Genomic DNA, 21,944 nt, shown 5'->3' on the forward strand with positions numbered 1-21,944 from the left:
CGACCGTAGATCAGGACGCGGTGGCGAGCACCTGCTCGTAGACGAGCTCGTTGACCCAGCGGGTGATGGCGGTGTCCTCGGCGGGCACCAGTTCCTGGCGGCCCGAGACGTCGACCGAGAGGTCCTTCTCGTCGTCGGCCAGCAGCACGGAGACGCCGTAGCGGCGGACTCGCGGCAGGCAGTTCGCCAGGTAGTCGTGCGAGAAGGCGACCGACTCGGGGAGGACGACCGCGGCGTTGCCGTAGCGGGCGAAGGGGACGGCGGACGCGAGCGCGGTGCGCCAGTGGCGGGCGACGGCGAGGACGCCGACGATGCGCACGGCGGCCGGCGGGACGCGGCCTTCCATCTCCGGCCACACCCAGGTGGAGACGGTGGTCTTGTCGGCTTCGGGGGCCGCACCGACGCAGACGCGCTCGGCGTGGGCGTCGGCCAGGAGCTCGGCCACCACGACGACCTTGCGGCCCATCAGGACCATCTCCGGGAGAACGACTCCGTGCCAGCCGAGGCGGATCGCCGCAGCGGCTGCCAACTCCTCGACGGACGCGGGCAGTTCCGGAACCGGGACCGGGGTGGTCGACAGTCCGTTCGAGCTGTCGAGTGCCGCGATCCTTGCTGGGGTGCTGCTCACGCCAGTGCCTCCTCGTCACCCGCGGCGGGAGATCCGCCGCGTTTCGACTCGTGCTCTGGATAAGAATTAGCAGGAAGCCCGCGGCCCGCCCCCAGGTCAGCGCACCCCCTGCGATCGACGGCGCCGACCGGTCGGTGACCGGTCGAAGAGTGGTGCGGCGAGTTCGGTCCTACGGTGCTGCCGTCTGGGTGACGTTAATCCGTATGGACGCACCAAAAGACCTGCTCAGGGTGTGTGCGTCAGGCGTGGCGGGAAAAATCCGCCGAGCGGTGCCGGTCACCGTCCGCCGACCGTTCACCGCTCCAGAACGACCACCTACATGATGATCACTGTCTTACCGTGGCTGTGACCTGCGAAAACATCCACGGCCTCGCGCAACGGCACGCGCCGGGCGATCGGTACTTCGAGGTCGCCCGCCTGGACCATGGACGCCAAGCGCACCAACGTCTCCCGCGAGCCCTTCATGCTGAAGTTCTGCGCTTTGTCAGCGGAAACGAAGTTGGTGTTGAACGCCAACGGCGCGTAGCGCGCGTTCGCCTCGAACGACGAACGGTCGGCGCTCACGAGGTCGATCAGAGCGTCGGCCTCCACGAGAGAATCGCCACGGCCGATCGGGATCACCTTCTTGCCGGCCGCCCGCGCGATCTGGACGGCGAACGACCCCACACCACCCGTCGCTCCGACGATCAGGACGGATTCCGCGGCGCCGAGCGACTCGACCAACTGCAACGCCGTCATGCCGGCCGTCGGCAGTGCGGCGGCGACGGCGGGATCGAGCTCTTCCGGCAGCGGCGCCAACGCGTTGCCGACCGGAACTGTGACGTACTCGGCGTAGGTGCCGCGGCCGACCGGCCGGTGGAAGAACGTCCCGAAGACCCGCTCGCCCGATCCTTCGACCTCACCGGCGCCGTCGGTGCCGGGAACCAGCGGGAAGAGGTGCTCTCCGGAGTCGCGCAGCATCCCGTCGACGACCTTGCGGTCGAACGGGTTCACGCTCGCCGCCAGCAACCGCACCTTGAGCTCGCCCGCGCCCACCTCAGGTTCGGGCAGCTCGACGAGCTCGAGCCCGGCTCCGAATTCCGCAGCAGCTACCGCCCACATCTCATTCCTCCGCAGCACCGGCACCACTTCCGAACGCGGTCACCAACCTAACATTTGCCCGCTCGCACCAGACCTGCCGAATTCGGACATGCGATTCACCGGAAAATCGACGCTCAATTCCTGCGCGCGACCTTTCCGCTGCGCAGCGACCGCTGCCACGGCCTTGCAGCGCACGGATGTCCACCTGCCCGGCGCCGCCGCGCAGCCGCTCGAGGCCAGCCGCTCCGCCGACGCCTGACGCCGCCGCGCCGTTCCCGGTGGTCGCGCTGTTCCACGACGACTTCGAGAAAATCATCGATTCTGGATTCAAGTCCGTGAATCCGATGATTCCGAGCATCGGAAGACGATCAAGCGACTGAGCCTCGAGCCGGCCGGAGCTCGTTCGGGCCCGCTGCAGGTTCCGGAACGCGACGGGGGCCGGTCCGCGCCGGACATCGGCCGGCGCTGTCGCCCACATGCCGACCCCCCGAACGAGTGACAGACATCACCCGGTGGATCAAGGAATCCGATACTGCCGATCAACGAAAGAACCCCCCTCGCGATTCCGCGAGGGGGGTTCCATCTGTCTTTCGATGGGCAAGGGGGGAGTTGAACCCCCACGTCCTTTCGGACACACGGACCTGAACCGTGCGCGTCTGCCATTCCGCCACTTGCCCCTGGAGACGTTGGAAACACTAGCACGCGTCCAAACCAGCTTCCTAATCGCCCCCCTGTAAGCGTCGTCGTACCCGGATACGATCGGGGTGGGAGCCCGTCCGCGTGGAAGGAGTCGACATGGGCCTGCAACGCTTCGAGCGCAAGCTCGAGGGCCTCGTCGGCAACACCTTCGCGCGGGTGTTCGGCGGCAGCGTCGTGCCCCAAGAGGTGGCACAGGCACTGCAACGGGAGGGTGACGGCAACATCCGCGAGCTCGCGGGTGGCAGACTGCTAGCCCCCAACCACTACAAGGTGCTCCTCGGACCTCAGGACCACGAACGTCTTGCGGGCGACGAGCAGGATGAACTACGCATCACACAGCTTCTCGCAGAGGGCCTGCGAGAGCACCTGGCCGAGTCCGGATGGGATACCTATGGTGACGTCGTAGTCTCCCTGGAGCGCTCCGAGGCGCTGCACACCGGACAGTTCCGAACCAGCTCGTCCGTCGACCCCGACGTGAAAGCGGCCAGCCGACGGTCAGCACAACCTCGCACCGCAGGAGACCGACCCATGAGCCAGCCACCCGGCTACGGACAAGGACAGGGCCAGCCCGCCCAGGACCCTTATGGTCAGGGCGGCTACGGCCAGCAGGGCTACGACCAGCAGGGCTACGGCCAGCAGCAAGGCGGCTACGGCCAGGACCAGGGCTACGGCCAGCAAGGCGGCTACGGCCAGGACCAGGGTTACGGCCAGCAGCAGGGCTACGGCCAGCAGGGCTACGACCAGGGATATGGCGGCGGCCAGCAGGGCGGCGGCTACGACCAGGGTTACGGCCAGCAGCAGCAGGGCTACGACCAGGGCTACGGCGGCGGCCAGCAGCAGGGCTACGGCCAGGACCAGGGTTACGGCCAGCAGCAGGGCTACGGCCAGCAGGGCTACGACCAGGGTTACGGCGGCGGCCAGCAGGGCGGCTACGACCAGGGTTACGGCCAGCAGCAGGGCGGCGGCTACGACCAGGGTTACGGCCAGCAAGGTGGCTACGACCAGGGCTACAACCAGGGCGGATACGCCCCGCCGGCCACCCAGGGCGGCAACCGTCAGCTCAACGCGACGCTGCACCTCGACGACGGATCGAACCGCACGTACAACCTGAAGCAGGGTGGAAACGTCGTAGGACGTGGGCAGGAAGCCGACTTCCGCCTCCCGGACACGGGTGTCTCCAGGCGCCACCTGGAAATCTCCTGGGACGGGCAGAATGCGATGCTCGCTGATCTCGGTTCGACGAACGGCACCACGGTGAACGGGACGCCAGTGCAGACTTGGCAGCTCGCGGAAGGCGACGTCGTCCGCATCGGCCACTCTTCTCTGGTCTTCCGCACCGCGGGCTAGTGGTCGATACGGGCATCGGTAAGCAACTCAAGGCAGGAGCGGTTACAACCGGTGCAAGAGCTGGTGATGCAGCTGACCAGAGCGGGCTTTCTCGTGCTCCTCTGGCTCTTTGTGCTGGCCGCCCTACGTGTGGTCCGCTCTGATCTATACGCAGCCTCAGGGCTCCGGGCGTCAGGTCTGCCCGGATTCCGGAGGTCCGAGAAGTCGGCGAGGGGAAGCAAGGCACCTCGGCAACTCGTGGTCACCCACGGGGCGCTGACGGGCACCCGCATCTCACTCGACGGCAGGCCGATCCTGATCGGCCGCGCTGACGACTCCACCCTCGTCCTGGACGACGACTTCGCGTCGACCAGGCACGCGCGGCTGTCCATGCGCGGTACCGACTGGTACGTGGAGGACCTCGGCTCCACGAACGGCACCTACCTGGACCGAGCCAAGGTCACCGCACCCCTGCGCGTACCTCTCGGCACCCCGATCCGCATTGGCAAAACGGTGATCGAGCTGCGCTCATGACCTTGGTTCTTCGATACGCGGCCCGCAGCGACAGGGGCCTGGTTCGTTCCAACAACCAGGACTCCGTGTACGCGGGCCCCCGCCTGCTCGCAGTCGCCGACGGCATGGGTGGCCACGCCGCCGGTGAGGTCGCGAGCAAGGTGGTCATCGCCTCGCTGGCCCACGTCGACGACGACGAGCCCGGCGACGACCTCCTCGGCAAGCTGCGCGACGCGGTCGCGAGTGGCAACGGCGCCATCTCCGAGCTCGTGACGAGCGACCCGGACCTGGAGGGCATGGGCACCACGCTCACGGCCATCCTGTTCGCGGGCAACCGCCTCGGGCTCGTGCACATCGGCGACTCGCGCGCGTACCTCCTGAGGGAGGGGTCCTTCGCGCAGATCACGCACGACGACACGTTCGTCCAGTCGTTGATCGACGAGGGCCGGATCACGCCGGACGAGGCCGCCACGCACCCGCAACGCTCGTTGCTGCTGCGCGCCCTCACCGGACACGACTTCGAGCCCAGTCTCACGGTGCGCGAGGCGCGCTCCGGTGACCGGTTCCTGCTCTGCTCGGACGGTCTGTCCGGTGTCGTGAGCCTGGAGACGCTCGACGAGGCGATCCGCATCCCCGACCCGCAGGCCTGCGCGGACCGGATGATCGAGCTGGCGCTCAAGGGCGGCGGTCCCGACAACGTCACGGTGATCGTGGCGGACGTCGAGGACGTCGACTTCGGCGACAACTACCCGATCGTCGGGGGCGCGGCCGGTGACGGCAGCGACCAGCACGACACTCCCCCGGACTCGGCGGCTTCGCGGGCGGCGACGCTCACGCAGCAGCGTCCGCCCATGCCGCAGCGCATGGACGCACCGCCGCCGCCTCCGCCGGACCCCAAGCGCAAGAAGCGCAACGCCATCAAGGCGTTCGCGATCATCTTCGTGCTGCTGCTGCTCACGGCGGTCGTCGCGGTCGGCGGCAAGCTGTGGATCAACACGCAGTACTACGTCGGCGCCACCGAGGACGGTCAGGTCGCGATCTTCCGCGGCCTCAACGGTTCGGTGCTCGGCTTCAAGCTGTCGTCCAAGGTCGAGGACTCGTGCCCGCCCGGTTCCACGGGCTGCACCCCGATCACGCTGAAGGACCTGCAGGAAGCCGGCCGCACGACGATCACCGCGGGCATCCGCAGCGACAACGGCCTCGACGGCGCGCGCGCCGCGGTCCGGTTGCTGCGCACCGAGCACCTGCTGCCGCTGTGCAAGGACACCTCGTCGACGTCGACCACCCCGTCGACGCCCTCGACGACGCCGTCCACCCCGAGCAGCACGCCGCCGACCTCCGGCACCGGCACGCCGCCCGCCAACGGTTCGGGCGCACCGCAGACCGGTACCTCGGAGCCTTCACTCACCCCGTCCCAGCAGCAGGTCGGTGTGGAATGCCGGGAGGGTCCGTAGTTGATGGGCTCGCCCGCCCCCACCGGGGAAGGCTCACCAGGCGCGTCGGTGGCGACGAGCACGTCGCCAGGGCTGAAGGCGCCGACGCGACGCGGCACCGAACTGGTGATGCTGTCGTTCGCCGCCGGTCTCGTGACGCTGGCGCTGATCCTCGTCGAACTGAACCAGGAACGCTCGCTGAGCCTGCGGATCCTCTACCTGGGTCTCGCCTACCTGGCTCTGTTCGCGTGCGCGCACCTCGCCGTCCGCAGGTGGGCGCCGTACGCCGACCCGGCGATCCTGCCGTGCGTCGCGTTGCTCAACGGGCTCGGGCTGGTGGTCATCCACCGGATCGACCTCGCCATGGAGGGCACCGTCTTCCTGGACGGCTCGACGTGGGACCCGGTGGCGTTCAAGCAGGTCATCTGGACCGCCATCGGGTTGTTGCTGTTCGCGGCGACGCTCAAGTTCCTGCCGGACCACCGCATGCTCGCGCGGTTCGGCTACACGTTCGGCCTCGTCGGTCTCGTCGCGCTGATGCTCCCCGGTGTGCTGCCGGGCTTCATCGCGCCCGAGATCAACGGCGCGAAGATCTGGCTGCGCCTCGGCCCGTTGTCGATCCAGCCCGGTGAGTTCGCCAAGATCCTGCTGATGGTCTTCTTCGCCGCCTTCCTGGTGTCGAAGCGGGACCTGTTCACCGTGGCGGGCCGCCGGTTCCTCGGCATGGACCTGCCCCGCGCCCGCGACCTCGGCCCGCTGTTCGCGGCCTGGGGCGTCACGGTCGCGGTCATGGTGCTGCAGAAGGACCTCGGTTCCTCGCTGCTGTTCTTCGGCATCGTGCTGGTGCTGCTCTACATCGCCACCGAACGCGCGGCGTGGGTCGTGCTCGGGCTCGGCCTGTTCTCCGGCGGCGCGATCATCGCGTGGAAGCTCTTCAACCACGTCCAGCAGCGCGTGGCGAACTGGCAGGACCCGATCGCCCGCTACGAGGTCATCGGCGGCGGCTACCAGATCTCCCAGTCGCTGTTCGGTCTCGCGACCGGCGGCATCGGCGGTGCCGGGCTCGGCGCCGGCCGACCGGAGATGATCCCCGAGGCCAACACCGACTTCATCACCGCCGTCATCGGTGAAGAGCTCGGGTTCGTCGGCTTCGCGGCCCTGCTGCTGATCTACATGGTCTTCGCGTTGCGCGGCCTGCGCGGTGCGATCTCCGTGCGCGACAGCTTCGGCAAGCTCCTGGGCGGCGGTCTCGCGTTCGCGGTCTGCTTCCAGGTGTTCATCGTCGTCGGCGGTGTCACGAAGCTGATCCCGATGACGGGTATCACCGCGCCGTTCCTGTCCTACGGCGGTTCGTCGCTGCTCGCGAACTACATCCTGGTCGCGTTGCTACTGCGAATTTCTGCGGCGGCGAGGGCCCCGCAGCGGGTCGCGAAGCCGAAACCGCAACAACCGGCTATCGCCGACCAGCACACTGTGATGGTGGAGCGTCCCAAATGAACACACCGCTCCGCCGCGTCGGCATGGCCATGATGGTCATGATCGTGCTCCTGCTGGGCAACGCCACGTGGGTGCAGGTCATCAACGCCGACGAGTGGCGCAAGAACGCGTACAACCGCCGGGTGCTGCTCGACGAGTACGCCCGCAAGCGCGGGCTGATCATCGCCGCGGACGGCACCACGATCGCGGACGTGAAGGAGACGACCGACCGTCTCCGGTTCCTGCGCACCTACAGCAACGGCCCTGTCTACGCGCCGGTGACCGGGTACCTGTCGGTCACCTACGGCACGTCCGGCATGGAACGCGCCGAGAACGACCTGCTCAACGGCTCGGACGACCGGCTGTTCACGCGCCGCGTCTCGGCGTTGATCACCGGTCGCGACCCGGTCGGCGGCAACGTCCAGCTCACCCTGAACGCCAAGGTGCAGCAGACCGCGTACGACCAGCTGACCGCCAAGGGCTTCACGGGATCCGTCGTCGCGATCAAGCCGGACACCGGCGAGATCCTCGCGATGGTGAGCACCCCGTCCTACAACCCGAACCTGCTCGCGAGCCACGACTCGAACGAGCAGGTGTCGGCGTGGAAGCAGCTCAACGCGGAGGACTCCGGCGACCCGCTGCTCAACCGCGCGACGCAGGCCCTGTACCCGGCCGGGTCGACGTTGAAGGTCGTCGTCGCGGCGGCCGCGCTCGCCGACGGCAAGAACAAGGAGACGCAGTACACCGCCAAGGGCTCGATCACCCTGCCGGGCAGCCAGACGCCGTTGCCGAACTTCAACGGCACCCCGTGCGGCCCCGGCGAGACGGTGTCGATGGAGACCGCGCTCGCGAAGTCGTGCAACACGGCGTTCGGTGAGATGGCGGGTCAGCTCGGCGCGAACAAGCTGCGCCGCCAGGCCGAGAAGTTCGGGTTCAACGACGCGGACCTCCAGATGCCGCTGCCCGTCGAGACCTCGACCCTCGGCCCGATCAAGGACGACGCTGCGCTGTACCAGACCGGCATCGGCCAGCGCGACGTGCAGATCACGCCGCTGGAGAACGCGGTGATCGCGGCGACGATCGCGAACAACGGCAAGCGGATGCAGCCGTACCTGGTGTCGAAGATCCTCGGCCCGGACCTGAAGTCGATCGACGACACCGACCCCGACGAGGTCGAGACGGCGATGAGCACGGCGAACGCCAACGCCCTGCGGGACATGATGATCCAGTCGGAGATCAACACCGGTGGCGAGGGCCGCCTGCAGAACGTGCAGGTGGCGTCGAAGACCGGTACCGCCGAGCACGGCGCCGACGTGACGAAGAACAACCCGCACGCCTGGTACATCGCCTTCGCGCCGGCGCAGAAGCCGGAGATCGCGATCGCGGTCATCGTGGAGGACGGCGGCGACCGCGGTCTGGGTGCCACCGGCGGCAAGGTCGCCGCTCCGATCGGGCGCGCCGTGATGAACGCGTACCTGGCAGGCCGCTGATGCTGACCAAGGGCCAGCTCCTCGCCGACCGCTACCGCCTGACCAGGCGGATAGCGGTCGGTGGCATGGGCGAGGTCTGGGAAGCGGCGGACGACCGGCTCGATCGCCGCGTCGCCGTGAAGGTGCTCAAGGCGGAGCTCTCGGGCGATCCCGAGTTCCTGCACCGCTTCCGCGTCGAGGCGCGGATGACCGCCTCGCTGAACCACCCCGGCATCGCGTCGGTGCACGACTACGGCGAGACCGCGTCCATCGCCGAGGGGCCGGAGGACACGGCCTACCTGGTGATGGAACTGGTCGAGGGCGAGCCGCTCGCGACGATCATCTCCCGCGGCCGGCTGACCGCCGAGGTGACGCTGGACCTGCTGGAGCAGACCGGAAACGCGTTGCAGGCGGCCCACGAACGCGGGCTCGTGCACCGGGACGTGAAGCCCGGCAACATCATGGTGACCCCTTCGGGCAAGGTGAAGATCACCGACTTCGGCATCGCGAAGGCCGTGGACGCGGCACCCGTGACGCGATCCGGCATGGTGATGGGCACCGCGCACTACATCGCACCGGAACAAGCTCTTGGCGGTGAGGCCGAACCGGCGAGCGACGTCTACTCGTTGGCCGTGTGTGGCTACGAGTGCTTGGCCGGTCACCGGCCGTTCCTCTCCGACAACGCGGTGACCGTCGCGATGATGCACATCCGCGACATCGCGCCGCCGTTGCCGCGCGACGTCCCGCCGGGTGCGCGGGCGTTGATCGAGGCGACGCTGGTCAAGGACCCGAGGCAGCGCTACCGGACCGGCGGCGAGTTCGCCGCGGCCGTCAGCGCGGTGCGGGTGGGCCAGCCGCTGCCGACGCCGTCGGGGTTCACGATGCCCCCGCCGATCCCGCAGCAGGTGACGCAGGCTCCGCCACCGCCCCAGGTGTCACAGCCGCTGCCGATCCCGCCGCAGATGCAGCACCACCAGAGCGGTCCGGTGCGTGCCGGTACCCATCCGGCGATGCAGCCGGCGCACCAGACCGGCATGCAACCGGTGCACCAGACCGGAACGTTCACCCCCATGCCGACGCAACCGGGGAGAAACCGCACCGTCGTCTGGGTTATGGTCGCTTTTCTGGTGGCTGTGCTGCTCGTGCTCGGCGTGGTCGTGTTGTGGAAGTTCACCGTCAAGCAGAACGACGGCACCGGGCAAGGCAGCCGGGCGACGTCCTCCAGCACGGCGAACCCGAACGCTCCGGCGAACGGACAGGCGAAGCCCGACTCCGCCGACCGGATTCCGGGCAGTGCGCCGCAGCGCATCAACGAGGACGACTACATCGGTCGTTCCGGCGACGAGGTCAGCATCGATCTGATCGGCCACGGCCTGGAACCCGAGGTGCGCAGCGCGCAGGGCACGGCACCGGGCGACCTGAAGAAGTGCCGGGTCACCGCCATCGCGCCCACGGGCGAGGTGCCGGTCGGCTCGAAGGTGAAGGTGACGTGCGCGCCATGAGCAAGACCAGAACCGAGTTCGGAACACCGTCGACTAGGAGCGGGACGAAGCACCGATGAGCACTCCGCGACTGCTCTCAAACCGCTACGAACTGGGTGAGACTCTCGGGTACGGCGGCATGTCCGAGGTCCACAAGGGGCGGGACGTCCGCCTCGGCAGAGACGTGGCGATCAAGGTGCTTCGAGCCGACCTCGCTCGTGACGCCCAGTTCCAGGAACGGTTCCGGCGTGAGGCGCAGAACTCCGCCGCCCTGAACCACCCGGCGATCGTCGCCGTTTACGACACCGGTGAGACGCAGACCGAGTACGGCCCGTTGCCGTACATCGTGATGGAGTTCGTCGACGGACGAACGCTGCGCGACATCGTGAAGACGCAGGGCCCGCTGTCGGGCAAGCGCGCGATGGAGGTCATGGCCGACGTCTCGGCCGCGCTCGACTTCTCGCACCGCCACGGCATCGTCCACCGCGACGTGAAGCCGGCGAACGTGATGATCACGAAGTCCGGTGCCGTGAAGGTGATGGACTTCGGCATCGCGAGGGCGATACACGATGGTCAGGCCGCGGTCACACAGACCGCCGCGGTCATCGGCACGGCCCAGTACCTGTCGCCGGAGCAGGCGCGCGGCGAGTCCGTCGACGCCCGTTCCGACGTGTACGCGGCCGGTTGTGTGCTGTTCGAACTGCTGACGGGCGAGCCGCCGTTCACCGGTGACTCGCCGGTGGCCGTGGCGTACCAGCACGTCCGGGAGGACCCGAAGGCGCCGTCGCAGCTCAACCCGAAGGTGTCGCCGCAGCTCGACGCGATCGTGCTGAAGGCGATGTCGAAGGGTCCGGCCAACCGTTACCAGTCGGCCGCGGAGATGCGCGCCGACCTGGTCCGCGTGTTGTCCGGCCAGCGCCCGTCCGCCCCGGCCGTGATGACGGCCGAGGACCGCACCGCCGTGATGAACGAGCAGGCGTCGCGCGCACCGCGCACGCAGGTCGTCTCCAGCGGTGGCGGCGGCAGGCACCGTCCGGCGGCGCTGAAGTCGGAGCCGGACGACTACGACCCGATCGCGGACGAAGAGGAAGAGCGTCGCGCCCGCCGCAAGAAGGCGATCATGGTGACGCTGGTGGTGATCCTGTGCCTGGCCGTGCTCGGCCTCGCCGCGTGGATCACCAACAACCTGATGAACCAGAGCAGCGAGTCGACCGCGAAGGTCCCCATCCCGTCGGTCGTCGGACTGAGCCCGGTCGAGGCCAGGGAGAAGCTCACCAAGGCCGGTCTGCAGTCGTCGCAGCAGGAAGTGGCCTGCGAGCCCGGCGCGGCAGGCACCCAGGCGACGTGCAACGCCGACCAGATCAACAAGGTCATCAACTCGGACCCGCCGGAGGGCACCGACGTCCCCAAGGGCAGCACGGTCAAGATCTCCGTCGGTGCGCCACCGGGAGAGGGCACCGTGCCGGACCTCGCGGGCAAGACCCCGCAGGAGGCCCAGCAGCTGCTCGACAAGGACCCCAACGGCTTCAAGCTGCAGCAGAGCGACCAGGCCGTCGAGGTCGACGACCCTGCCAAGGCCGGCAAGGTCGCGCAGCAGAACCCCGCCGTGGGCCTGAAGCTGAAGAAGGGCGGCACGATCACCATCCAGCTCGGCAAGGCGCCGGACAAGGTGAACGTGCCGGGCGTCGTCAACGACGACAAGGACAACGCGCAGCAGACCCTCGAGGGCTCCGGCTTCAAGGTCGTCATCGAGCCGGTCGACAGCCCCAAGCCGGAAGGCACCGTGATCCAGCAGACCCCGGTCGCCAACAGCAAGGTGGACAAGGGCGCGACGGTCACGCTGAAGGTCTCGAAGGGCAACCAGTTCGAGATGCCCGACCTCGTCGGCATGGACAAGCGGGAAGCGGAGCAGAAGCTGCGCCAGCTGGGCTGGAACGCCTCCTTCAACGTGCAGAACGAGCAGACCCTCGACCCGTCGAAGCGCGACAAGGTGCTCACGCAGCAGCCGGCGAAGGGCACGCTGATCACCAAGGGCACCGCGGTGACCGTGACCGTGGCGACGCTGGGCGCCGGCGGTAGTTAGGCCGGATGTGACAAGGGGCGGCTTCCCGGTCGGGGAAGCCGCCCCTTTTTCGTTGCTCTCAGAGGCGTGCGGCCGCGGCGAGCGTGCGCATGCCGTTCTCCAGCTGGGCGACGGTGGCCTCGGGAACCTCGAAGCCGCAGACCTTCAGCCAGTTGGCCAGCATCCGGTGGCCGCCGTCGGTCAGCACAGACTCGGGGTGGAACTGCACGCCCTCGACCGGCAGCTCGCGGTGCCGCATGCCCATGACGATGCCGGACTCGGTCTTGCCGGTGACCTCGAACTCCGCGGGGATCGTCTCCGGCAGCACCGTCAGCGAGTGGTACCGCGTCGCGATGAACGGCTGCGGCACCCCCTTGAGCACACCGCTGCCCTCGTGGAAGACGATGCTCGTCTTGCCGTGCAACAGCTCGGGCGCACGGTCGACCGTGCCACCCCACACGACACCGATGGCCTGGTGGCCGAGGCACACGCCGAACACGGGCTTCCCGATGTCGGCGCACTTCTTGATGACGTCGATGCTCGCACCAGCACGCTCCGGCGTACCGGGGCCTGGGCTGACGAGCACACCGTCGACCTCGTCGATCTCGTCGAGGTCCACCTCGTCGTTGCGCCGCACGACGCACTCGGCCCCGAGCTGGGCGAGGTACTGGACGAGGTTGTAGACGAAGCTGTCGTAGTTGTCGACCACGAGCACGCGCATGAAGAGAGCTTAGTTGGTCGGCGCGAGTGAGTTAGCTCTCGTCCGCGTTCAGGTTAGGCTTCCCTAAAATAGGTGTCATGAGTCGCCCCTTGCGCGTCGCGATCGTCGGCGCCGGACCGGCCGGCGTCTACGCCGCCGACATCCTGACCAAGTCCGACGTCGACGCGCAGATCGACCTCTTCGAGAAGCTGCCGGCCCCCTACGGCCTGGTGCGCTACGGCGTCGCCCCCGACCACCCCCGCATCAAGGGCATCGTCGGTGCCCTGCAGAAGGTGCTCGACCGGCCGTCCGTCCGGTTCTTCGGCAACGTCGAGTACGGCGTCGACATCAAGCTCGACGACCTGCGCCAGTTCTACGACGCGGTGATCTTCTCCACGGGCGCCTCCGCTGACCGCGCGATGGACGTTCCCGGCATCGACCTGCCCGGCAGCTTCGGTGCCGCGGACTTCGTGTCCTGGTACGACGGGCACCCCGACGTGCCGCGGACCTGGCCGTTGACCGCCACCTCCGTCGCGGTGCTCGGGGTCGGCAACGTGGCCTTGGACGTGGCGCGGGTGCTGGCCAAGACGGCGGACGAGCTGCTGGTCACCGAGATTCCCGCGAACGTCTATGAGGGGCTTCGGTCGTCACCCGTCACCGATGTGCACGTGTTCGGGCGTCGCGGGCCCGCACAGGCGAAGTTCACGCCGTTGGAGCTGCGGGAGCTGGACCACTCCCCCAACGTCGAGGTGATCGTGCACGCCGAGGGCATCGAGTTCGACGAGGCCTCGATGCACGCGATCCGGACCAACAAGCAGGTCGAGATGATCGTGAAAACGCTGCAGGAGTGGGCGATTCGCGATGTCGGGTCGCGGCCGCGGCGGTTGCACCTGCACTTCCTGGAGGCGCCGGTCGAGGTGCTCGGGTCCGATTGTGTGACCGGGCTGCGGACCGAGACCCAGGAATTGACCGGGGACGGGAACGTGCGCGGCACCGGCGTGTTCACCGACTGGGACGTCCAGGCTGTTTACCGGGCCGTCGGATACCTGTCGACGCATTTGCCGGACATTCCGTTCGACCACGTTTCCGGGACCATTCCGCACGAGGCCGGGCGAGTGCTGGACCTGGACGAGGTGCCCATGCCCGGGGTGTACACGACCGGCTGGATCAAGCGCGGTCCCATCGGGCTGATCGGGCACACCAAGGGCGATGCCCTGGAGACCATCACCAGCCTGCTGGCCGATGTCGACGGGTTGCCGCAGGCTGTCTCGCCGTCGGCGGACGCGGTGGTGGAGTTCCTTCCGCACGTGGGGTGCCGTTCGTCACCAACGAGGGGTGGGGCCGACTCGACGCCCACGAGATCGCGCTCGGTGCCGCTCACGGGCGTGAGCGGATCAAGGTCGTCTCTCGTGAGGAGATGACTTCAGTCTCGAACGGCTGACGCCGTTCCTCGATGGAGCCGCCATCGCGCTTTGCGCGGTGGCGGTTTCACCTCTACTGGGTCGTGACGTTGTTGAACGGGAGCTTCGGCTCTGCCCACGGGAACACGACGAACATCAGCAGGGCCACGACGGCCAGCGCCAGGACCACGGCTTCGAGCACCCGCACGACTGTCGGGCCCGGCAGGTGGCGCCAGATCCAGCTGTACATCGGACTAGGCCCCCGTCATCTCGGGTGGCACGAAGCCGTCGGCCACCGGGTAGCTCTTGGTTTCGATGGCGTGCACGATCAGGCGCTGCTTGTCCGAGAAGCGCGGGTGGCACGTGGTGAGGGTGAGCAGGCGGGCCTGCTTGTCCGCCGGGACGGTGGCGCCCACCTGGTGCGGGATCGGTGCGATCACCTCGCCCTGGCTCGGGACCACGATCTCCTGGCCCACGGTCTTCGCGTAGACCTCGCCGAGGGTGGTGGAGAGCGGGGCCACGCCGGCGCAGGCCGCTTCCTTGGACTTCGGGTTGGTGGCCCAGCCCTGGACCTCGCTGCTCATGGGGAGCACCCGGTAGACGAACCACTGCGTCTGGGTCTGCACGACGATCGAGTTGCAGGACTCGAGCAGGTCGAGGTCGTTGAACGGCGCGCCCTTGCCCACGCGGTGGCCCGCGATGGAGAAGTTGCCCGCCTCGCCCGGCTGCGCGGTGTCCTTGTAGTGGCCAGGGCCGATTTCGAGGTGCTTGTCGGTCGTGCCCTCCACGACGGAGAACTTCCAGTCGTTGCCGAAGACCGGGATGTACATCTTCGCGAAGGCCTTGCCCTCGATCAGGTTCAGCTGCGACTTGCGGTTCGGGTCCGCCGGCGGTGGCGTGACGACGTTCGAACTCCATTCGGAGTCGAGAGCCGCGGTGGCGTCCTCCTGCTTCGCCGCGGAGAGCAGGTCGGTCACGTAGACCTCGTAGACGACGAAGAGCAGAACGACGAGGCCCATGGTGATGAGGGCTTCACCCACACCTCTGACCGTTTTGCGGGCCAGGCTGTCGGGAGGCAGGTCGTCCTTCTTGGCGGCCGGCTTCTCGTCGTCGTAGTAATCGTCATCGTCGTAGTACTCGTCGTCGTAGTCGTCCTCGACGCGCGGGATCACCTCGGTGGGCGGGTCTACCGGGCGTGGGCGAGGAGGCATTTGACGCGGGGGCATTCCCCTCGGCGGCGTACCGGGCGGCGGACCGGGACGGCCCGGCTGCGGCATGCCCCTGGCCGGGGTGCCGGGCGGCGGGAAGTTCGGCCGCTGCTGCTGCGGGTTCGGGGGCAGGCTTCCGGAGAAAGCGCTGGTGAACTGCGTTGCGTCCGCCGGAGGCATGGGCCGGGGAGACGGTGTTGCCCGCACGTGCTGAAGGTCATCACGACGGGGTGCAGGGCGCCTGGGAGGCGGCTGCTGCGGTCCCGAGTTCACCTGAGAACCTCCGCGCGGACTGTGAACTGAAAACAACTGCGTCTGCAAGGTGGTTCGCTCACCACCGCCGCTACGTTAACGTGTCTCCTGAGTAGTGCACGTAAACTCGCGTCACTCACGGATATCCACGTCAGGCGAGGACAGCATGCCCAAGTCGAAGGTCCGGAAGAAGGCGGTCTACACCGCACCCACTGACCGCCGCACGCCGGTCAAGGTCAAGGCAGCGGGGCCGTCTCACCCGGTCTACGTCGTTGTCATGCTCGGCTTCATGCTGCTCGGCCTCGCGTGGCTGGTCGTCAACTACATCGCGGCCGAGAAGATCCCGTTCATGCTGGAGCTCGGGGCGTGGAACTTCGCCATCGGGTTCGCACTCATGATCATCGGCCTGCTGATGACGATGCGCTGGCGCTGAGCGCACGGCAGCTCACAGTTCGTACTGGTCGGCCCGGACGTCACACGTCCGGGCCGACCTTTGTTCGCTCCGGGTTCACCTGGTTCATCCGAGCGTCACGGAAGCACACAGCTGTAAGTCATCCCCATTGGGGACAAGTCCTGTGGACAACTTTGCACCAAAATGCACAAGCGACGGTTTTCCCTCATGCGGACCCGTTCGGTTGTCCACATTTCATGCGGCACACTCGACAGTGTGACTCGCACCTGGTCCACCCCAGCCACGGTCGTCCTCCTCGGGTGGCTGGCGGCCGCCTCGCTCGCCATCGCGACGCTCGTCGCCGACGACAACGCCGGTCGTCTCCTCATCGGACTGGCGACGCTGCTGGTCGCCTACCTGGCCGCGTTCGCCTCGCTGGCGCGCCCGCGGCTCTCCGCCGACGCGAACGGCCTGGTCGTGCGCGGGTTCGCGAGCAGGACGCAGCTGCCGTGGCACGAGGTGAAGGTCAAGCTGCAGACCACGCGCCGGCTCGGGCGCGAGCAGCAGACGCTGGAACTCGACGCCGACGACCGGCTCGTGGTGCTCACGAGGCTGGACCTCGGCGCCGATCCCGAAGAGGTGGCCGGAGTGCTGCACGCACTGCGGCCGTGAATCGCCGCTAGCGGCAGGTGTTGTACTCCAGGAGGAACTCCGCCGCCGTGTCGAGCTGCGCGGCGCGCAACGCGAACATGCCGACGAGCAGCACGGCGGCCGCCACCACGGCACCGATCTGGTAGGCGTTGCGGTTCTGTCGCGGCGCCTTGACCATCGCGAGCGTCAGCAGACCGCCGATCACGAGGCCGCCGAGGTGCCCGAGCAGTGACGCGTTGGTGAAGAGGTTCGACACCAGGTTGAGCACGACGATCACGACGATCGTCGAGATGTCCCGCTGCTGCCGCTTGAACACGATCAGCAGCGCGCCCATCAGGCCGAACACCGCACCGGACGCGCCGGCGTACGTCGGGCAGACGCTGCCGAAGAGGAACGCCGACGCACTGCCGCCGAGCAGCGACAGGAAGTAGACGGCGCTGTACCTCAGCTTGCCGAGTTCCTGCTCGATCACCGGGCCGACCACGAACAACGCGGCCATGTTGAGCGCCAGGTGGATCAGGCCGAAGTGCATGAAGCCCGACGTGACGACCCGCCACCACTCACCGGCGGCGGTGAGGCCGGGGATCATCGCGGTCTCGACGAAGATGCTCGACCGCTGGTTGTTCATCGGGCTGCCGGACTGCACGACGGTGGCGATGTACGCCAGGACGTTCACCGCGATCATCAGCTGGGTGATGATCGGCCGGCCACCCGAGGCCACCGCGCCCGCGGACGTGCGCGCCTGACGGACCGAGCGAGAACCTTCGTTCACGCAGTCGACGCACTGCATGCCGACCGACGCGTCACGCAGGCACTCAGGACACGCCGGGCGGTCGCACCTGGTGCAGCGCAGCCGGGTAGGCCGATCGGAATGACGTGCGCAGACCGGGGTTTCCGGCTGTGCTCCGATCGGCCCTTCCGGTGGCACGGATGCGTTGCTCACGCGCGTTCGATCGTGATCCGCTCGATCTTGATGTCGTTGACCGGGCGGTCGCCCGCACCGGTCGTGGTGTTGCCGATCGCGTCGACGACGTCGCGCGACTCCTGGTCCGCGACCTCACCGAAGATCGTGTGCTTGAAGTTCAGCCACGTCGTCGGCGCCACGGTGATGAAGAACTGGGAGCCGTTGGTGTTGGGCCCGGCGTTCGCCATCGCGAGGATGTACGGCTTGTTGAACTGGAGTTCCGAGTGGAACTCGTCGGCGAAGCGGTAGCCGGGGCCACCGCGGCCGGTGCCCGTCGGGTCACCGGTCTGGAGCATGAAGCCGGCGATGACGCGGTGGAAGAGGGTGCCGTCGTAGAACGGGCCCGACTTCGTGCCACTCGCGTTCGCCTCGGAGTAGTCCTTGGTGCCCTCGGCGAGCCCGACGAAGTTCGACACCGTCTTGGGCGCGTGGTCGGGGAGCAGGTTGATCCGGATGTCGCCCTGCGTGGTGTGCAGGGTCGCCGTCACCTTGGTCCCGACGAGGGATTCGTTGCTGTCAGCCACCACCCCATCGTGCCATCACAGGCGGAGATGTTCAGAAACGGGCACGATGGGTATCTCTATGGCATCACCGGACGACAACGTGTGGAGCACAGGATGGACGAGGTGGACGTCATGACCCGCGCCGGCGAGAACGTTGGCAAGGCTGTCGGCACCGGTCTGAAGGCCGCGCGTCAGGGTGTCGTTCGCGCTGGTCACGTCGCTGAGGCCAAGCTGGCCGACCGCGGCATCACAACCGACCAGGTCCGCGGCGCACTCGTGGAGCGGGCCGACGCGCTCATGGGCAAGGCCGAGGACTGGGAGAAGCAGACGCGCCGCTCGCGCAAGCGGCTCGCGAAGAAGAGCGCCAAGACACGCGCCGACCTCATCGGCAAGGCGGAGGTCGTGCGCAAGGAAGTGAAGAAGGCGGCCAAGCACGCGCGCAAGGACGCCAAGGTGCGCGCCAAGGAGATCCGCAAGGCCGCGGCCCAGCTCGGTGCGGACGCGCCGAAGCGCCGCCGCTGGCCGTGGGTGCTGGGTCTGCTGATCGCGGCCGCCGCGGCGGGCTACGTCGCGATGACGCGCAGGCCGCAGGAGGTGCACCTGCAGGACGAGGAGGCGGTTCCGCACGCGGAGCCGGTCCTCAACGGCCAGGTGCCGTCCCAGAAGGAACCCGCGAAGTAGGTTCTGAACGCTGAACGCCCCCGTCGTCTCCCTGCAGGTGGAGACGACGGGGGCGTTCGGCGTTCAGAGCTCGAGCCCCTTGATCGCCTCCTCGGCGATGCGACGAGCCTTGATCGACTGCTTCTGGTTGGTCGTCACCACCACGGCCGCCTCGCCCTTGCCGACGGCGTAGACGACGCCGGCGTCGCTGCTGACGTACCCTCCGGTCCACCCGGTGGGCGCGGTGGCGGGCTGCGAACCGTCCGGCGCCGCCTCGTTCACGATGAGCTTCGCGACCCGCTCGTCCCCCACGTAGACCCGCACGGTCAACTGGACCTCAGTTGCGTTGGCGTAGAAAAAGCACGCAGGGTGAGGCTGATCCGTTGACAGTTTCACTTTGGGTACACGCTGCCCGTTGGCCTCCGCGACGAATCCGGTCGCCAGGTACGGGCACGTGCCGTCGGTCGCGGGCTGGGGCGCGGGCGGCACGGTCGGAGCAGCGCTGGTCGTCGTGGTGACCTGCTGGGTCTGGGTGGTCGGCACCGGCACGTCTTGGGCGACCTGAGAGCCGCAGGCGGCGAGGACGCCGAGCAGGGGCAGCAACAGTGCTCGTTTCATAGGGGCAACAGTCAACCAGATACCAAAAGCGCCTCAACCGGGACACTCTAAATTGGTCCATACCTTTTGTGCCTTTGCCCCCTCCCCCGCCATGGAAGGACTCAGCGCATGGAGTTCCTCGAGCAACGACGTGAGCACGCCCTGGCTCTCTTCCGCATCATCATCGGTCTGTTCTTCGTGTTCCACGGGGTGCAGAAGCTCTCCAAGGGAGTCGACTTCCTCGCCTGGCCGTCGGGCCCGGTCACCCTGATCGAACTGATCGGCGGCGGCCTCATCCTCATCGGCCTGTGGACACGCTGGGCGGCCCTGATCAGCTCCGGTGCCATGGCCTACGCCTACTTCGTGGTGCACCAGCCCAAGGCCCTGCTGCCGATCGAGAACGGCGGCGAACTGGCGGCCGTCTACTCGTGGGCCTTCCTGCTGCTCGTGTTCACGGGCGCCGGCGCCTGGAGCATCGACACGATCCGCAAGTCGTCGAAGAAGTCACTGGCTGCGGCGTGACGCCATGACCAACACCCGCTGAGGCCCCGTTCGCAACGCCGCGAACGGGGCTTCCGCACATCCAGCCGGCTACTGCTGTCCGGGAGAACGCACCCGCGGCGCATGACGCTCCCCCGGCTCCAGGGCACCTCGCCAGTACCGGAAGACCGTTCCCTGAACCACCTCGACCCCACCGGCCGCCACCAGACACGTCACCGGTTCCACGCCACCGGCCTCAGCTTCGAAGGAGACCAGGATGCCCGGTGCTTCGCCGAACCGCCGCGTGACGGCCTCGATCTCGTCCGGTCGCGGCGCACGGAAAACGGGGTCCTGGAACGCGGTTGGGCACTGCACGAACAAAGGATCCGAGAACACGAGCTCGAGCCCATGTGAGTAGGTCAGGTCGTGCCCGGCACCCAGCCGCAGCTCCCCCGCATCGCAGGAAACCACGTCCCAGTCCCACCAGGACCCGTCCGGCAGTTCGACCACGGCACCAACAACCTGGCGCTCTTGCGGCAACACGGCGCACCCCCCACGCTCAACCGCCCCGAAGCTACGCCGAAGGCAGGGCACCGCGCGACGGGATGAGGCCTGCCGACGCCGAAGGCGAGGCGGCCTGGGGTCCGGGGGCCTTGCCCCCGGCATGGGGTTCTGGGGGCTCAGCCCCCAGAAAACACTTCGGGCCGAGGAGGTCTGCGCTTTCCGCAGACACTCCTCGACCCGAGGAACGAAATGGAGACGAGGGGAATCGAACCCCTAACCCCCGCCTTGCAAAGGCGGTGCTCTGCCAATTGAGCTACGTCCCCGCGCCTGAGGGCGGCTGGCCGCCCGTCAAGGCAAAGATCAGTCGGTGGGGGCGGTGGCCTCGCGCCACAGGTCCGCGTCGGCCTTGGCCGAACGGCTGCGCTTCACGAAGAACAGGACCGCACCGGCGACCACGACGAGTGCGATGATCTTCTTAGCCACTTCGAATCCCTCCCAAGACCAAAAAGTAAGCGACCCCATCACGTTACAGCAAGCAGAAACCTACCGGCTGATCAACTGTGATGGGGGTCCGGGGGTGTCCCCCGGCCGGGGGTCTGGGGGCTCGGCCCCCAGAGAAAGAAACGATGATTCGGCTAACGGTTGGCGCATTCCGCCAACATGAATATCCGCCGAATCGAGTGGGCCTAGGAGGACTTGAACCTCCGACCTCTTCATTATCAGTGAAGCGCTCTAACCGCCTGAGCTATAGGCCCTCGATCATCACCCCTTGGGGCAACGAGGAGAACCTTACAGGATCGCCCTTCGCTGCCCCAAATCAGGGGGTCACTCTCGTTCGGACAACGTCAGTTCGAGGCCACCGGCCAGGTCCGCGGACACGTTGTAGACGAACGCGCCGACGGTTGCGAGGGCCGTGAACAGGACGATGTTGACCGCGCCGATGATCGCCGAGACGCCGAAGACGCGACCCGCGCTGATCAGCGGTTCACCCGGCTCGTTGGCCTGGAGCAGGTCGTTCGCGGTGCTGTTGATCTTGTCCCAGACGCCCATGCCGTGCAGGACGCCGTAGAGGACGCCGACCGCCACGAGCCAGACGAAGAACAGGGCCACGCCCAGCACCAGGGCGAGCTTGAGGACCGACCACGGGTCGACGCGCTTCACCTGGAGCGAGGCGCGGCGGGGGCCGCGGCCGGGGCGGCGGGCCGACGGGGCGGAGGCCGCAGGGCGTGAGCCGCCGGCGCCCATGTTCACGGACGTGCGGCTGCTGCCCAGGCCCACCGGCACCGCGGAGCCCGTGACCACGGGCTTCTGCACCTTCACGGTGTCCGGGTCGGTGACCGGGAAGGCCGGAGCGGACTCCGCGGCGGACGGGACCGGGGGTGCGGCCGGGGCCGTGTACGTCTCGGTCGCGTCCTGCTGGGCGGCTTCCGTGTCGTTCGTCACCCGCTGCCAGGGCGGCGGGGCCGA

22 protein-coding genes, 3 tRNA genes and 2 pseudogenes are annotated in these 21,944 nt (G+C 68.0%); 12 read left to right on the top strand and 15 right to left on the bottom strand.

Annotated features, from left to right (window positions below):
- Positions 1-10 precede the first annotated feature (10 nt).
- From QSK25_RS09285 to QSK25_RS09300, 4 genes are all read right to left on the bottom strand, one after another.
- On the bottom strand, positions 11-628 hold the full coding sequence (locus tag QSK25_RS09285) for a hypothetical protein (RefSeq protein WP_285636433.1): 618 nt from the start codon (positions 626-628) through the stop codon (positions 11-13).
- A gap of 315 nt (positions 629-943) precedes the next feature.
- Entirely contained in the window at positions 944-1,729 is a 786-nt protein-coding gene (locus tag QSK25_RS09290; RefSeq protein WP_285636437.1) for an NADP-dependent oxidoreductase, read from the bottom strand.
- Between the two features lies 1 nt (position 1,730).
- On the bottom strand, positions 1,731-2,066 hold the full coding sequence (locus QSK25_RS09295) for a hypothetical protein (protein ID WP_285636440.1): 336 nt from the start codon (positions 2,064-2,066) through the stop codon (positions 1,731-1,733).
- A gap of 236 nt (positions 2,067-2,302) precedes the next feature.
- A tRNA-Leu gene (locus QSK25_RS09300) sits at positions 2,303-2,385 on the bottom strand.
- A gap of 118 nt (positions 2,386-2,503) precedes the next feature.
- Between QSK25_RS09300 and QSK25_RS09305 the strand changes: the two genes are divergently transcribed.
- The 7 genes from QSK25_RS09305 to pknB are packed head-to-tail and all read left to right on the top strand — an operon-like array spanning position 2,504 to position 12,188.
- Positions 2,504-3,754 (top strand): FHA domain-containing protein, encoded by a 1,251-nt coding sequence (locus QSK25_RS09305; RefSeq protein ID WP_285636443.1) that lies wholly within the window; start codon positions 2,504-2,506, stop codon positions 3,752-3,754.
- A gap of 51 nt (positions 3,755-3,805) precedes the next feature.
- Positions 3,806-4,267, top strand: coding sequence for an FHA domain-containing protein FhaB/FipA (locus QSK25_RS09310; protein ID WP_030480247.1), 462 nt, complete (start codon positions 3,806-3,808; stop codon positions 4,265-4,267).
- Positions 4,264-5,700, top strand: a complete 1,437-nt coding sequence (locus tag QSK25_RS09315) for a PP2C family protein-serine/threonine phosphatase (protein WP_285636448.1) — start codon at positions 4,264-4,266, stop codon at positions 5,698-5,700. The genes QSK25_RS09310 and QSK25_RS09315 overlap by 4 nt, the downstream gene beginning before the upstream one ends.
- Before the next feature lie 3 nt (positions 5,701-5,703).
- Positions 5,704-7,176, top strand: coding sequence for an FtsW/RodA/SpoVE family cell cycle protein (locus tag QSK25_RS09320; RefSeq protein ID WP_285636451.1), 1,473 nt, complete (start codon positions 5,704-5,706; stop codon positions 7,174-7,176).
- Positions 7,173-8,645: a peptidoglycan D,D-transpeptidase FtsI family protein gene (locus QSK25_RS09325; protein ID WP_285636454.1), complete on the top strand. Its 1,473-nt coding sequence runs from the start codon at positions 7,173-7,175 to the stop codon at positions 8,643-8,645. Before QSK25_RS09320 ends, QSK25_RS09325 begins: the two co-directional genes overlap by 4 nt.
- A complete protein-coding gene (locus QSK25_RS09330) occupies positions 8,645-10,126 on the top strand; it encodes a serine/threonine-protein kinase (RefSeq protein ID WP_285636456.1) in 1,482 nt (493 codons plus the stop codon). Before QSK25_RS09325 ends, QSK25_RS09330 begins: the two co-directional genes overlap by 1 nt.
- 55 nt (positions 10,127-10,181) lie before the next feature.
- The gene (pknB, locus tag QSK25_RS09335) at positions 10,182-12,188 is read left to right on the top strand and encodes a Stk1 family PASTA domain-containing Ser/Thr kinase (protein ID WP_285636459.1); all 2,007 of its coding nucleotides are present in this window, start codon (positions 10,182-10,184) and stop codon (positions 12,186-12,188) included.
- Between the two features lie 58 nt (positions 12,189-12,246).
- Here pknB and QSK25_RS09340 read toward each other — a convergent pair whose 3' ends face one another.
- Positions 12,247-12,888 carry an aminodeoxychorismate/anthranilate synthase component II gene (locus QSK25_RS09340; RefSeq protein WP_285636462.1) on the bottom strand — a complete coding sequence of 214 codons (642 nt, stop codon included), beginning with the start codon at positions 12,886-12,888 and terminating at the stop codon, positions 12,247-12,249.
- A gap of 77 nt (positions 12,889-12,965) precedes the next feature.
- Between QSK25_RS09340 and QSK25_RS09345 the strand changes: the two are divergent.
- A pseudogene (locus tag QSK25_RS09345) lies at positions 12,966-14,308 on the top strand (FAD-dependent oxidoreductase).
- A 53-nt stretch (positions 14,309-14,361) separates the two neighbouring features.
- Here QSK25_RS09345 and QSK25_RS09350 read toward each other — a convergent pair.
- Both QSK25_RS09350 and QSK25_RS09355 read right to left on the bottom strand, forming a co-directional pair.
- The gene (locus QSK25_RS09350) at positions 14,362-14,517 is read right to left on the bottom strand and encodes a hypothetical protein (protein WP_285636465.1); all 156 of its coding nucleotides are present in this window, start codon (positions 14,515-14,517) and stop codon (positions 14,362-14,364) included.
- A gap of 4 nt (positions 14,518-14,521) precedes the next feature.
- Positions 14,522-15,655, bottom strand: coding sequence for a class E sortase (locus QSK25_RS09355; RefSeq protein ID WP_285636468.1), 1,134 nt, complete (start codon positions 15,653-15,655; stop codon positions 14,522-14,524).
- Between the two features lie 238 nt (positions 15,656-15,893).
- Here QSK25_RS09355 and crgA point away from each other — a divergent pair, with 238 nt between their 5' ends.
- Both crgA and QSK25_RS09365 read left to right on the top strand, forming a co-directional pair.
- Positions 15,894-16,160, top strand: coding sequence for a cell division protein CrgA (gene crgA, locus QSK25_RS09360; protein WP_030465604.1), 267 nt, complete (start codon positions 15,894-15,896; stop codon positions 16,158-16,160).
- 234 nt (positions 16,161-16,394) lie between these two features.
- The gene (locus QSK25_RS09365; RefSeq protein ID WP_285636482.1) at positions 16,395-16,790 is read left to right on the top strand and encodes a PH domain-containing protein; all 396 of its coding nucleotides are present in this window, start codon (positions 16,395-16,397) and stop codon (positions 16,788-16,790) included.
- A gap of 7 nt (positions 16,791-16,797) precedes the next feature.
- Here QSK25_RS09365 and QSK25_RS09370 read toward each other — a convergent pair whose 3' ends face one another.
- Together QSK25_RS09370 and QSK25_RS09375 are read right to left on the bottom strand one after the other, a co-directional pair.
- Entirely contained in the window at positions 16,798-17,541 is a 744-nt protein-coding gene (locus tag QSK25_RS09370; RefSeq protein WP_352235720.1) for a rhomboid family intramembrane serine protease, read from the bottom strand.
- Positions 17,542-17,708: 167 nt separating this feature from the next.
- The gene (locus QSK25_RS09375; RefSeq protein ID WP_285636485.1) at positions 17,709-18,257 is read right to left on the bottom strand and encodes a peptidylprolyl isomerase; all 549 of its coding nucleotides are present in this window, start codon (positions 18,255-18,257) and stop codon (positions 17,709-17,711) included.
- A gap of 93 nt (positions 18,258-18,350) precedes the next feature.
- Between QSK25_RS09375 and QSK25_RS09380 the strand changes: the two genes are divergently transcribed.
- Positions 18,351-18,917, top strand: coding sequence for a hypothetical protein (locus QSK25_RS09380; protein WP_285636488.1), 567 nt, complete (start codon positions 18,351-18,353; stop codon positions 18,915-18,917).
- Between the two features lie 63 nt (positions 18,918-18,980).
- On the opposite strand, the gene QSK25_RS09385 is transcribed toward QSK25_RS09380, so the two are convergent.
- Positions 18,981-19,514, bottom strand: coding sequence for a DUF2020 domain-containing protein (locus QSK25_RS09385; RefSeq protein ID WP_285636491.1), 534 nt, complete (start codon positions 19,512-19,514; stop codon positions 18,981-18,983).
- 108 nt (positions 19,515-19,622) lie between these two features.
- Here QSK25_RS09385 and QSK25_RS09390 point away from each other — a divergent pair, with 108 nt between their 5' ends.
- Entirely contained in the window at positions 19,623-20,015 is a 393-nt protein-coding gene (locus QSK25_RS09390) for a DoxX family protein (RefSeq protein WP_285636494.1), read from the top strand.
- Between the two features lie 69 nt (positions 20,016-20,084).
- Here QSK25_RS09390 and QSK25_RS09395 read toward each other — a convergent pair whose 3' ends face one another.
- From QSK25_RS09395 to QSK25_RS09415, 5 genes and pseudogenes are all read right to left on the bottom strand, one after another.
- The gene (locus QSK25_RS09395; protein WP_285636497.1) at positions 20,085-20,516 is read right to left on the bottom strand and encodes a hypothetical protein; all 432 of its coding nucleotides are present in this window, start codon (positions 20,514-20,516) and stop codon (positions 20,085-20,087) included.
- A 211-nt stretch (positions 20,517-20,727) separates the two neighbouring features.
- Positions 20,728-20,800, bottom strand: a tRNA-Ala gene (locus QSK25_RS09400).
- A gap of 40 nt (positions 20,801-20,840) precedes the next feature.
- Positions 20,841-20,999, bottom strand: a pseudogene (locus QSK25_RS09405) (DLW-39 family protein); the annotation flags it as partial.
- Between the two features lie 159 nt (positions 21,000-21,158).
- Positions 21,159-21,232: transfer RNA gene (locus tag QSK25_RS09410), tRNA-Ile, on the bottom strand.
- Between the two features lie 70 nt (positions 21,233-21,302).
- Positions 21,303-21,920 (bottom strand): DUF3566 domain-containing protein, encoded by a 618-nt coding sequence (locus QSK25_RS09415; RefSeq protein ID WP_285637580.1) that lies wholly within the window; start codon positions 21,918-21,920, stop codon positions 21,303-21,305.
- Positions 21,921-21,944 lie beyond the last annotated feature (24 nt).

The sequence above is a fragment of the Lentzea sp. NBRC 102530 genome, assembly GCF_030269365.1.
In the GTDB taxonomy this organism is placed as follows: domain Bacteria; phylum Actinomycetota; class Actinomycetes; order Mycobacteriales; family Pseudonocardiaceae; genus Lentzea.